The following is an 11,572-nucleotide window of genomic DNA, read 5'->3' on the forward strand; positions in this document are numbered from 1 at the left end:
CGTGACCACCACCACTCCCCTTTCTACCGGACTTGGCGCAGGAATGCGCGCTGGGAAGACCATGGGCCAAGACCGCCCACTCAGGGGCACGCTGCTCTATGTCGTTGTCGGCTTTCTGTTCCTTGTCTCCGCCATCGCGGTTTTCACGATCCTGATCCGCCAGCAGGCGGATACCGCGGATATTGATGAGACGCGCGCACTGACGGCGACCTATCGACTCGACAGAGCGGCGGAGAAACTGTTGCGGTCGGTCGAGACGGCGCAAAGGGTCCCCTCGGAAGCCGCCGGGCAGACCGTTGCCGCCCGCTTCGTTCTATTCGACGCCGCGGCGCGCGACCTCGCGGCAACAGCACCGAGCAGTCCCGACCTGGGGACGATCATGCGGACCATTGCCGAAACGCGGCAGGTCGTCGATCGTGTCTCGGGCGCACCGACAAATGACGGGCAAGCCCTCGCCGCCCTCGAAAGCCGCCTCAGCGAACTCCCTGTGATCACCTCCCGTCTCGCCAATCTCGCCGAGGTGACGGAGATGGCCGCCCGCTCCGACGCGCGAATGCTCCGCGAAAAGCTCTATCGCGTACTCGCCGTGCTGGTTGGCGCTCTGACGCTATCGATGGGAATCTTCATTGTCAGCCTGATCCGACAGATCCGAGAGATCTGGAGTTCGCGCGTGCGCCTCGAAGCCATGGCCGTGGAACTCAAAGAGGCAGTGGCGGCAGCGGAATCGGCCAACCAGGCGAAATCGGCTTTCCTTGCGACCATGAGTCATGAGATCCGGACACCGATCAATGGCGTGCTCGGCATGGCCCATCTGCTCAAGGATACGTCGCTGGATGCCGAGCAGCGCGGATTTGCCACCAACATCGAGACTTGCGGCCGCAGCCTGATTGCGCTCGTCAACGACATCCTCGATTTTTCCAAACTCGAGGCCGGCTCCTTCGACGTCGATCGCGTGGTGTTCGATCCAGTGGCGACCGCCGAGGCGGCGATCTCCATGGTGGAGGCCTCGGTGCGCGAGAAGGGGCTCGTCGCCGTGCTGGCACCGGAAATCGCCATGAGCGCCCGTTACTCAGGCGATCCAACGCGCGTTCGTCAGGTGCTGATCAACTTCCTTTCCAACGCCGTCAAATTCACTGAGAGCGGCCTGATTGCCGTGCGCATTCGTGAGATCGAGGGCGGCGACCGAGCCGTTCTGCGCTTCGAGGTGGAAGACACCGGTACCGGTATTTCCGAGGACGGGCAGAAACGGCTGTTCAAGGAATTTTCGCAGGTCGATGCCTCGATCACCCGTCGTTTTGGTGGTACCGGCCTGGGACTCGCCATCAGCCGGCGCATCGTCGAGGGACTTGGGGGCACAATCGGCGTAAAAAGCCGCGAAGGACGTGGCTCGACCTTTTTCTTTGAATTGCCGCTCGATCGAGCCGCCACCGCCGATCTCGATCCCGCTCCGCTCAATGGCGCCCGCGTTTCAGTAACAGGTCGCACGACCGCCGAGACCGCTGCGATTACCGCCACCTTTGCCTATTTCGGCGCCGGAATTGCCGAAACCAGGGACGAGGCCGACATCACCGCGACAGTCACGTCTCTGCCCCCCGACCATCAACGCGCGCGGGTCGACATTGCCTTCTCGCAGACGGCGCCACGCACCGCCGGAAAAGTCGCCCGTCCGGCCAATACGCTGACCCCCTCCATCGTTGCCGCCTCCATCGCCGGGACTCTTGAGATCGAGGATAAGCGCCTGACATCAGGAGAAGAGGCGTGTGTGCCGAAGGGGCTGAAGGTGCTGGTGGTCGAAGACAATCGCATCAACCAACAGGTGGCTCTCCGCCTGCTCTCCCGCCTTGGCATTGAGGCGAGCTTGGCCGAGAATGGGGCCGAAGCGCTGGCCATGGTCAACGCCCGCGACTTCGACATCGTCTTCATGGACATGCAGATGCCGGTGATGGACGGTCTCGAGGCAACGCGCGCCATCCGTCGATCGAGTGGGCGCGGTCGTAACGTACCGATTGTCGCCATGACCGCCAACGCGTTTGCCGCCGATCGCGAGGCTTGTCGCAAAGCCGGCATGAACGCCTTCCTGCCCAAGCCTGTGGAACGGGAGGATCTCCTGTCGGTTCTCGCCGCGCTGCCGGAAGGCAAGATGCCGGCGACGCGGTCCGCTCCCGCCGTTGACGCGGCGCGCGGCGAATCGGTCAACCGCCGCCGGGTCGACGCTCTCCTGCGCGAACTCGGGCCGGAAGACACGGCCTTCCTGCTCGACTCCTTCGCCACCGACGTGGCGGGCCTCCTCGCCGACCTGTCGGCGGCGCTCGAACGTGGCGACGCCGAACTCGCAAAGCGTAGCCTCCACACCCTGAAGGGGGCGTCGGCCAACGTCGGCTTCGACGATCTGTCGCAGCAGGCGGGAGCGCTGATGGCAGGGCTGCCCGACCCGGACGTCAGCGCCCTCGGCAAGCTGATGATGACCATCGCCAGCGCCGGCAGCGTCGTCGCCGGTCTCAAGTCGGAATTCGCAACGACATCATCTCAAGTTCGCCCGACAGCGGCGGCTCAGTAGGCCTCGGTAAGCGTCCGGCTCTTGGCGATGGCATCGAGTGCCTTCAGGTCGGAGAGGAGCGGCGCGATCCACGGCAGCGGCAGCATGTTCGGCCCATCCGACGAATTGGAATTGTCGGGATCATCATGGGCCTCGATGAACACGGCCGCGCAGCCGACCGCTATGGCGGCCCGAGCCAGTACCGGCGCGAAAACGCGCTTTCCGCCGGACGATGTGCCACGCCCGCCGGGTTCCTGCACAGAATGGGTGGCATCCAACACCACCGGATAGCCCGTTTCGGCCATGGTCGGCAGCCCACGGAAATCGTTGATCAACGCACCGTAACCAAAGCAACTGCCCCGGTCGGTCAGGAGAATACGCTCGTTACCGGTCGATGCCACTTTATCGGCAACGTTCTGCATGTCCCACGGAGCTAAAAACTGCCCCTTCTTGACGTTGACGGCCTTGCCGGTCTCGCCAGCGGCAATCAGCAGGTCGGTCTGGCGGCAGAGGAATGCCGGAATTTGCAGGACATCGACAACCTCGCCCGCCCGGCGCGTCTGTTCGATGTCGTGGACATCGGTGAGCACGGGGCACCCCAGGCGATCGCGAACCTCGGCAAGAATTGAAAGGCCGGCTTCGATGCCGACGCCGCGCGTGCCCTTCAGCGACGTGCGATTGGCCTTGTCATAAGACGCCTTGAAGACAAAAGGCACACCGGCCGCCTTGGCGGTTTCGGCCAGAAAGGTCGCAATCTTCAGCGCGTGTTCCCGGCTCTCGATCTGGCAGGGCCCCGCGATCAGCACGAAAGGGGCGGTGTTGTCGAAGGTAACGGAGCCGACGGTAACGGCTTTCTGCGGCGTGGCAACGGCCATGAGCGGAGACCTTTTCAGAAGGAGGGCGCCCGGCCATATCCGACCGGGCGCAAGATGTTTTCAGCGCTGGGCGTTACGAACGGCCAGCGACTTCTCCCAGGCCAGGGCATGGCCGACGATGGTGTCGAGGTCATCGAGCTTCGGCTGCCAGCCGGTGATGGAGCGCAGCCGGCTCGAATCGGCGACCAGCGACGGCGGATCGCCGGCACGGCGAGGCGCCATGCGAACCGGGAAATTGACGCCGGAGACGCGCTTCACCGCGTCGATGACCTCAAGCACCGAGAAGCCGTGGCCATAGCCGGCATTGGCGACGAACGTGTCACCACCGGCCATCAGGTGCTTTAGCGCCAGCACGTGCGCTTCGATGAGATCGGAGACATGGATATAGTCCCTGAGGCAGGTGCCGTCCGGGGTCGGATAGTCGGTGCCGAACACGTCCATGCCGTCGCGCTGGCCGAGGGCGGCCTGGGCGGCGATCTTGATGAGATGAGTGGCCCGCTTGCTCGACTGGCCCGTGCGACCTTTCGGATCGGCGCCGGCGACGTTGAAATAGCGTAGCGCCGCATAACGGAAGCCGTAGGCGTAGGCGCTGTCGCGCAGCATGATCTCGGTCATCCACTTGGACGAACCGTAGGGCGACACCGGGCCAAGCGGCACCGTCTCGTCGATGAGGTCGACACCCGGTTCGCCGTAGACGGCAGCCGTCGAGGAGAACAGGAAGGCCTTGACCTTGCCGCGCACCGCCGCCGCCATCAGCGAGCGCGACTTCACCGTGTTGTTCTCATAATAGGAGAGCGGATCGGTCACCGAATCCGGCACCACGATCGAGCCGGCGAAATGGGCGATGGCGGTGATGCCATGATCGGCGATCAGCTTGTCAACCAAGTCTCCATCACCGATGTCGCCGACGACCAGCGTCGCCGCGCCCGGAATGACGGCGTCATAGCCAGTCGAGAGGTTGTCGAGCACGACAACACTTTCACCGCGGTCGACGAGGGCATGCACCATATGGCTGCCAATATAGCCGGCGCCACCAGTCACCAGAATGGACATAAAAAAACTCCTCGGATCCCGTCTGCGCCTAACGAGGCGCCAGAGGCGAGACTTCTCTATCGCCCGTTTGGCGGCGCTTTTCCAGTAGGACGATGCCGTGGGGCCCAATTGTCCGTCATCGACCGCGGCAAGCGAAATTCATGTGCACATTTTCAGTCCGTAGGGGAAATTAACGAGTCATTAACTACTTTTTTCGCAGTTTCCTGCATATTTTTCAATGTCCGCGGTGAAGATGCGATTCGATAGCCGGGGCCGGAGAGGGAAGAGGATCGTTCATGGCTCAACTGTCGGGGCCGTTCATTCCAGCCATCGAGGACACGTCAACACGGCGTCTTCGTGTCGTCGGCGCAACCGACGCGGCTGTGGCGCGGCGAACGATTACCGTTCTCCACGTCGGCGACACGCCGGAGGATATATTTCTGATCGGCCAACTTGTGGCCGCGCTGCCGAGCTTTTCGGCCACCTTCGTCGCGGCAGGTACGCGCGAGGCGGTTTTGTCCGCGCTGTCTCGGCAACGCTGCGACATTGTGCTGTGTGAATTCTGGATGGCCGGTCAAACCACCATGGCGCTGATCGATGAGATCAAGGCGGTTGCCGACGTGCCGGTTATCCTGACGTCCGCGCTCGATAACGACGATATCGAACTGATCGGCCGCAGGGCTGGAGCCGATGGGCTGCTGACCAAGAGCGACCTTGCGGTAGCGACGCTCGATCGGGTGTTTTCGACGCTATTGCCGCGTCGTCCTGCACCACGCCGCGATGCGGCGTCGATGCTCAGGGCCCTGATGTCCGACCTCTATGCCGTTGGCCTTGCGCTCCGTCCAGAGCGCGGAGGCGAGCAGCCCGCCGATCAGGCGGCCAGGCGCATAGCGCTTGCCCGCTCGATCGCCGATCTTGAGGCCGCCAGTCGATTTGGCGCTGGCGTCCAGCGCTTCGACGCCATTCCCTTCTTCATCGACGCTCTAAAGAAGCAGGATCTCAGGGCGGAAGCGGGGGGGGCCATACATTTTCTTGCCCCATCGTTGCCGCTGCCCATTGAGACCAGCCCGACGCTTTATGCCGATCTCGTCGAGGGATTCCTCGCAGAAGCCGGCGATGCGGCGGCCAGCGGCGGCGTTGCCACCGTGTCGCTCAGAGCGGCGGCCGGTCGGCTCATCGCAAGGGTTCACCCCTTGGGTGGAGAGACAGTCGCTGGCGACGCAGAGGCGCGGGCAGCCGCGGCCGAGCGGCGCCTGGTGATCGAAGGTCTGGCAAGGGCCTGCGGCGGCACTGTCGCCTTTTCGGCCAAGGACGGACATATCCTCGACGTGCCGCTGCGCCTTTCCCTTCGACTCGGCTAATCTCGTCAGGCATCGACAGAAACGGCCGTCACCTCCAGAACATGGAGGTGGCGTTGTCGATTGTCGCTGCCGGTCCAATCTATGCTTTGGCCGGCCGTGAGACCGATCAGCGCAGCGCCAACCGGCGTTAGCACGGAAATGCAGCCCTTTTCGATGTCGGCTTCCCCCGGGTAGACGAGGCGAACGGTCCGTGGCTCGGCGTCATCCAAGCTGAAGCGCACGACGGCGCCCATGCGGACCGTTCCCGGGGCAAGACGATCGTCGGCAACAACGCGTGCGCGCTCGAGTTCGGCCGCCAGTTGGTCAGAGGTCAGAGAATCGCGCTCGGCAAGAGCGTCGGCGAGATTGGCGAGGCGCTCATGGTCGGAACGGGCGAGCGTGATAGTCGGCAGGCGCCGGCGGCGCGAAGCAGTGGTCATATTCATTGTCCTTGAAAAAGGGGAGGCCCCGCCCTCGGGCGGAGTAGATCTCAGAAAAAGCTGGAAGAGTTGTCGCGCAACGCTGACGGATTCGGAAAAAACCGCTTCACGGCCTCACGGCCTGCGCGCGACAAGGCGGAACCGTGAGATCAGTATCCCGTGAGAGGATAGATCCTGCAAAACATTCGGAGATGGTTGGTCCGCGGTTCCATATCCGGAAAGATCGGTATTTGCTCAGCCAAAGTCAAGCCGGCAAGCGGTTAACGGCTCAGAACGGCGTTCGCGATCGGATTGCGGCGGTGAGCGTGCCTTCGTCGAGATAATCGAGTTCGCCACCCACCGGAACGCCATGGGCCAGGCGAGTCACCTTGACGCTGAGCCCCTCGAGGCGATCCGTGACGTAATGGGCGGTGGTCTGGCCGTCGACGGTAGCGTTGACGGCGAGGATCACTTCCTTGACCACCGGGTCGGATGCCCGCTCGACAAGGCCGGAAATGTCGAGATCGTCAGGTCCGATGCCGGAGAGCGGCGACAGCACACCGCCGAGCACGTGATAGCGAGCATTGACGGCAGCGGCCCGTTCCAATGCCCAGAGGTCGGCTACATCTTCTACCACGACGATCACCGAACCGTCGCGCGTCGGGTCGGTGCAAACGGCACAGGGATCGGCGGTGTCGACGTTGCCACATACAGAACAAACACGCACACGGTCATGGACGGTTCGCATGGCATCGGTGAGCGGGGCGAGCAGTTGGTCGCGCCGTTTGACGAGTTGCAACGCCGCCCGACGAGCCGAGCGCGGCCCAAGGCCGGGCAGGCGGGCCAAAAGCTGGATCAGCCGCTCGATTTCCGGTCCTGTCACACGACGGGCCAAAGTGATCTCCGCTCCAAGCGTGGCCTTGAAAGATCAACGACCTTCCTTACACGATTGCGCAACCCTACCCCTTCAGAAGGGCAGCTTGAAGCCCGGCGGCAGCGGCAAGTTTCCGGTTACCGCCTGCATACGCTCGGCAACAAGTCCATCAACGTGGACTCGGGCGTCCGCGAAGGCAGCGACGATCAGATCCTCAACGATCTCCGCCTCATCCGGCTTGAGGAGCGAGGGATCGATCCGGAGCCCCTTCATCTCGCCCTTGCCGGTGAGGGTCACCGAGACAAGACCACCGCCGGAGGTGCCGGTCGCTTCGATCTTGGCAATCTCTTCCTGGGCCTCGGCCATGCGACCCTGAAGCGCCTGCGCTTCCTTCATCATCTTGCCGATGTCGCCAAACATGGTTGTTCTCCTTTTTTATTTTTGACCGCAGTTGCCGACGGGCCTTCGCTCCACACGGCACCGCTTGGCGCCGGAAGCCGCTCGGCCACCTCAAGCGATCTCAATCGTCGAAGTCGCCAAGACCGGGATCGGGCATCTCATCGATAAAACCCCCGGTCCAATCGCCGGTATCCTCGAATGTGGCGTCATCGCTGGTCGGTCCCGCCGGCAATTTCTCCGGCTCGTCGTCGAACTTGACGTCGACAATCTCGGCACCGGGGAACAGGCGGAAGATGGTGGCGACGACCGGATCGGCGAGCGCGTCATCCACAGCTTCGCGCCGGCGCACCTCGCGCGTCTCGGCAATCGTCGGGCGACCTTCTTCCCGTGAGATGGCAACGATCCAGCGGCGGCCGGTCCATCCGGACAGTTTGCGGCCCATCTCGCCGGCAAGACCGGGGTTGGCCCCCTCGACGGGCGAGAATTCAATGCGGCCATCTTCGAAGCGGACGAGCCGGACATGCCGCTCAAGCGCGAATTTGAGGCCGATGTCTCGATTGCTCTCGGCCAGCGCCACCACGGCCTCGAAACTGTCGAGGCGCGGACCGGCGGCGGCCTCCGGCTCGGCACGGCGAGCGGCGATCCCGGTAAAGCCGTTTGCGGCACGGGCGCGCGGGCCGTCACCACCACCCGGGCCACCGGCAGCCGGCGGAGTCAGGCCCGGAAATGTACCGTCCTTCAACATCCTCAACGCCTCGTCGGGCGTCGGCAGGTCGGCGGCATAAGCGAGGCGCACCAGCACCATTTCGGCCGCCGGCAGCGGGCGCGGCGCGGTCTGCACTTCCTGAATGCCCTTGAGCAGCAGCTGCCAGGCACGGGAGAGGATGCGTACGGAAAGTTTCTCTGCAAAATCGCGGCCACGCGTCCGCTCCGCCTCGGTGAGCGACAGGTCGGTCGCCCCGTCCGGCAAATGCTTGAGCCGCGTCACCAGATGCACGAAGGCAGCGAGGTCGGACAACACAGCCGCCGGATCGGCACCGGTGTCATATTGATCGGCCAGGATGGCGAGTGCGTTGGCAACGTCGCCCTTCATCACGGCTTCGAACAGGTCGACGACGCGGACCCGATCGGCAAGACCGAGCATGCTACGCACCGCGTCGGCCGAGACATGACCACCGCCATGGGCGATCGCTTGATCGAGAATGGTGAGGCTATCGCGCACCGAGCCTTCGGCGGCGCGCGCGATCAACGCCACCGCCTCCGGATCGGCGGTGACCTTCTCGGAAGCGATGATGCGGTCGAGGTGGGCGGCGAGCTCACCCGTCGGCACACGGCGCAGATCGAAGCGCTGGCAGCGCGACAGCACCGTGATCGGCACCTTGCGGATTTCAGTGGTGGCAAAAACGAACTTCACATGCTCGGGTGGCTCTTCCAACGTCTTCAGGAGCGCGTTGAAGGCCTGCGTCGACAGCATGTGCACTTCGTCGATGATGTAGACCTTGTAGCGGGCCGACACCGGCTTGTAGCGAGCCGCTTCGATGATATCGCGCACATCATCGACGCCGGTATGCGAGGCGGCGTCCATCTCGATGACATCGACGTGCCGCCCTTCCATGATGGCACGGCAGTGAGTGCCCTCGCGATCCATGTGGACGGTGGGGCGTTCGATCTCGCCGGGAATCTCGTAGTTGAGGGCACGGGCAAGGATACGGGCGGTGGTGGTCTTGCCGACGCCGCGCACGCCGGTCAGCATCCACCCTTGCGCGATGCGACCGGTATCGAACGCGTTCTCGAGCGTGCGCACCATGGCGCCATGGCCGATCAGGTCGGCGAAACTCTGCGGACGATACTTGCGGGCAAGAACCCGATAAGGCGAGGCGGCCGTCTGATCGGCAGGCGTCAGAGTGTCCGGCATTCTCGCAACCCAGGAAAATGGAGGGTGGGAGGCCGACGAGTGACCCGAGCCGAGGCTCGTTGGGGCTGCTTCCTTCCGGACCTGACCCGGTTGGCGAGTGGTTCGTCCACTGCCAACCTCCCGCGCCACATATCGCGATGTTGCCGGCAAAATGCAAGAGGCGGTTTTTCGTGCCGCGCCCTCCGAGATGCCTTAGGAAGCCGTATTGACGTGAAACCATTGCCTTCGCGCCACAATAATGGAAATTTCAGAAGGAAAACCAATGTGCGGGGACGTCCGATGATTCGACCTATCGTCCAGAGCCTTCCGAGCCGGCTCTTCATCGCCGCCCTTGCCGCTCTCCTGCCGCTTCTGGCCGGTGTGCCGGCGAAGGCCGAGGAGCCGGAGTGGCGAACAGCAACTGCGCTCAATGGCGAGCCGCGCTATCCAGCCGGGTTTGCCCATTTCGACTACGTCAACCCGGATGCCCCCAAAGGGGGCGAGGCTCGCTTCGGCGTCGAGGGCGGCTTCGACAGCACCAATGTGTTCCTTGGCACCAAGGGAACACCGACCGCCGCCGTGGCGCCCGCCTATGAAACGCTGTTCACCCCCTCGCTTGACGAAATCAACATCTCCGCCGCCTACCCTCAGTTGGCCGAGGCGGTGCGTTATCCAAAGGATTTCACCTGGGCTGAATTCCGGCTCAACCCAACTGCCCACTGGCAGGACGGCCAGCCGGTAACGGTCGACGATGTCGTCTGGTCCTTTGATACGCTGAAGGAAATCTATCCGCTTTTCAGCAGTTATTACATTCATGTCACCAAGGCGGAGCCGGCTGGCGATCGTGTTGTTCGCTTTACCTTCGACGCTCCGGGCAACCGCGAGCTGCCGAGCATTCTCGGCCAGCTCTACGTGCTGCCAAAACACTGGTGGCAGGGCACGGACGCCTCCGGAAAGCCGCGCAACATCCGCGAGACGACGCTGGAGCCACCGCTCGGTTCTGGCCCTTACAAGGTGACAGCCGTCGATCCCGGCCGACGCGTCACCCTCACCCGCGATCCGGACTACTGGGGCGCCAAGCTGCCGGTGTCCATTGGCACCAACAACTTCGATCGGTTGAGCTACGAGTATTATCTCGACCCCACCGTGATGATGGAAGCCTTCAAGGCCGACAAATACGACTTCCGAGCTGAACGTTCGGCGAAGATGTGGGCGACCGGCTACGACTTCCCTGCCAGGACGGAAGGCAAGGTGGTGACAATGACCTTTCCGCGCAACGCCTCCGGCGTGATGCAGGCGCTGGTGCCCAACCTTCGCCTGCCGAAATACCAGGACGCGCGTGTCCGGCGGGCGCTCAATCTCGCCTTCGACTACGAGACGCTGAAGCGGACGGTGTTCTTTGATCTCTATGACCGCATCGACAGCTATTTCTTCGGCACCGAACTGGCGGCCAAGGGCCAGCCCGGTCCTGAGGAACTAGTTCTTCTGGAGTCGCTACGAGACAAACTGCCTTCCGCCGTGTTCACCGCGCCCTATGCAAATCCGGTTGGCGGCACCTCCGAGGCGGTGCGCGAAAATCTCCACCAGGCAGTCACCCTGTTTGCCGAAGCGGGGTGGACCATCCAGAACGGCAAGATGCGGAACGCCAAGGGCGAACCCTTCCGCATCGAATACCTTACCTTCAGCCAGCTCGACGAGCGCTATATCGCCCCCTACGCCAAATCGCTCGCCCGCATCGGCATCGATCTCGATTATCGCCTCGTTGATGACGCGCAATACCAGAACCGCGTGCGGAGCTTTGATTTCGACATGACCGTCGATGTTTGGGGCGAGACCCTGTCGCCGGGTAACGAGCAGCGTGAGTTCTGGGGATCGAAAGCGGCTGACCGGCCCGGCTCGCGTAATACGGCAGGCATCAGGGATGCCGCCATTGATGCGCTGATTGACAAGGTCGTCTACGCCGGCGATCGAACGACACTGATCACCGCGACGCACGCGCTCGATCGGGCGCTGCTGGCCGGCAACTATCTCATTCCGCTGTTCTATTCCAAGGACAGCTTCTACGCCTACTGGAACCGCTTCGGCCACCCGGAGGCGTTGCCGAAATATTCCGTCGGCTTCCCCGATGTCTGGTGGTACGACGCAGCCGGCGCGGCGGCGTCCGGCCTTTCCCGCTGATCGCATCAAGACGAGGGTTTCTGGT

General features: G+C 63.3%; 9 protein-coding genes and 1 other RNA gene. 3 read left to right on the forward strand and 7 right to left on the reverse strand.

Features of this window, described 5'->3' with window-relative positions; translation table 11 throughout:
- The first annotated feature begins 61 nt into the window (after positions 1-61).
- The gene (locus AB6N07_RS01840; RefSeq protein WP_370676127.1) at positions 62-2,557 is read left to right on the forward strand and encodes an ATP-binding protein; all 2,496 of its coding nucleotides are present in this window, start codon (positions 62-64) and stop codon (positions 2,555-2,557) included.
- Here the strand turns inward: AB6N07_RS01840 and kdsA are convergent.
- Both kdsA and galE read right to left on the reverse strand, forming a co-directional pair.
- Positions 2,551-3,411: a 3-deoxy-8-phosphooctulonate synthase gene (gene kdsA, locus AB6N07_RS01845; RefSeq protein ID WP_370676128.1), complete on the reverse strand. Its 861-nt coding sequence runs from the start codon at positions 3,409-3,411 to the stop codon at positions 2,551-2,553. The two genes, AB6N07_RS01840 and kdsA, sit on opposite strands and share 7 nt — an antisense overlap.
- A gap of 60 nt (positions 3,412-3,471) precedes the next feature.
- Complete coding sequence (gene galE, locus AB6N07_RS01850) at positions 3,472-4,464, reverse strand: UDP-glucose 4-epimerase GalE (protein ID WP_370676129.1); 993 nt, start codon at positions 4,462-4,464, stop codon at positions 3,472-3,474.
- 275 nt (positions 4,465-4,739) lie between these two features.
- Here galE and AB6N07_RS01855 point away from each other — a divergent pair, with 275 nt between their 5' ends.
- Positions 4,740-5,804, forward strand: a complete 1,065-nt coding sequence (locus AB6N07_RS01855; RefSeq protein ID WP_370676130.1) for a two-component system response regulator — start codon at positions 4,740-4,742, stop codon at positions 5,802-5,804.
- A gap of 5 nt (positions 5,805-5,809) precedes the next feature.
- On the opposite strand, the gene rnk is transcribed toward AB6N07_RS01855, so the two are convergent.
- The 5 genes from rnk to ffs all read right to left on the reverse strand — a co-directional run bounded on the left by rnk (position 5,810) and on the right by ffs (position 9,511).
- Positions 5,810-6,223 (reverse strand): nucleoside diphosphate kinase regulator, encoded by a 414-nt coding sequence (gene rnk / locus AB6N07_RS01860; RefSeq protein WP_370676131.1) that lies wholly within the window; start codon positions 6,221-6,223, stop codon positions 5,810-5,812.
- 268 nt (positions 6,224-6,491) lie between these two features.
- Complete coding sequence (gene recR / locus AB6N07_RS01865) at positions 6,492-7,097, reverse strand: recombination mediator RecR (protein ID WP_370676132.1); 606 nt, start codon at positions 7,095-7,097, stop codon at positions 6,492-6,494.
- Between the two features lie 72 nt (positions 7,098-7,169).
- Complete coding sequence (locus AB6N07_RS01870) at positions 7,170-7,496, reverse strand: YbaB/EbfC family nucleoid-associated protein (protein WP_370676133.1); 327 nt, start codon at positions 7,494-7,496, stop codon at positions 7,170-7,172.
- A 100-nt stretch (positions 7,497-7,596) separates the two neighbouring features.
- Positions 7,597-9,390 (reverse strand): DNA polymerase III subunit gamma/tau, encoded by a 1,794-nt coding sequence (locus AB6N07_RS01875; protein WP_370676134.1) that lies wholly within the window; start codon positions 9,388-9,390, stop codon positions 7,597-7,599.
- A 24-nt stretch (positions 9,391-9,414) separates the two neighbouring features.
- Positions 9,415-9,511, reverse strand: an RNA gene (ffs, locus tag AB6N07_RS01880) — signal recognition particle sRNA small type.
- A gap of 158 nt (positions 9,512-9,669) precedes the next feature.
- Here ffs and AB6N07_RS01885 point away from each other — a divergent pair.
- Positions 9,670-11,547, forward strand: a complete 1,878-nt coding sequence (locus AB6N07_RS01885) for an extracellular solute-binding protein (RefSeq protein WP_370676135.1) — start codon at positions 9,670-9,672, stop codon at positions 11,545-11,547.
- The last annotated feature ends 25 nt before the right edge of the window (positions 11,548-11,572 follow it).

It is taken from the genome of Pleomorphomonas sp. PLEO (genome assembly GCF_041320595.1).
Classification (GTDB): Bacteria; Pseudomonadota; Alphaproteobacteria; order Rhizobiales; family Pleomorphomonadaceae; genus Pleomorphomonas.

What these genes read in the sequence shown, in the direction of transcription:
- AB6N07_RS01840 (WP_370676127.1), top strand. Translation starts at nt 62, where the DNA reads ATGGGCCAAGACCGCCCACTCAGGGGCACGCTGCTCTATGTCGTTGTC.
- kdsA (WP_370676128.1), bottom strand. Translation starts at nt 3,411, where the DNA reads ATGGCCGTTGCCACGCCGCAGAAAGCCGTTACCGTCGGCTCCGTTACC.
- galE (WP_370676129.1), bottom strand. Translation starts at nt 4,464, where the DNA reads ATGTCCATTCTGGTGACTGGTGGCGCCGGCTATATTGGCAGCCATATG.
- AB6N07_RS01855 (WP_370676130.1), top strand. Translation starts at nt 4,740, where the DNA reads ATGGCTCAACTGTCGGGGCCGTTCATTCCAGCCATCGAGGACACGTCA.
- rnk (WP_370676131.1), bottom strand. Translation starts at nt 6,223, where the DNA reads ATGACCACTGCTTCGCGCCGCCGGCGCCTGCCGACTATCACGCTCGCC.
- AB6N07_RS01870 (WP_370676133.1), bottom strand. Translation starts at nt 7,496, where the DNA reads ATGTTTGGCGACATCGGCAAGATGATGAAGGAAGCGCAGGCGCTTCAG.
- AB6N07_RS01875 (WP_370676134.1), bottom strand. Translation starts at nt 9,390, where the DNA reads ATGCCGGACACTCTGACGCCTGCCGATCAGACGGCCGCCTCGCCTTAT.
- AB6N07_RS01885 (WP_370676135.1), top strand. Translation starts at nt 9,670, where the DNA reads ATGATTCGACCTATCGTCCAGAGCCTTCCGAGCCGGCTCTTCATCGCC.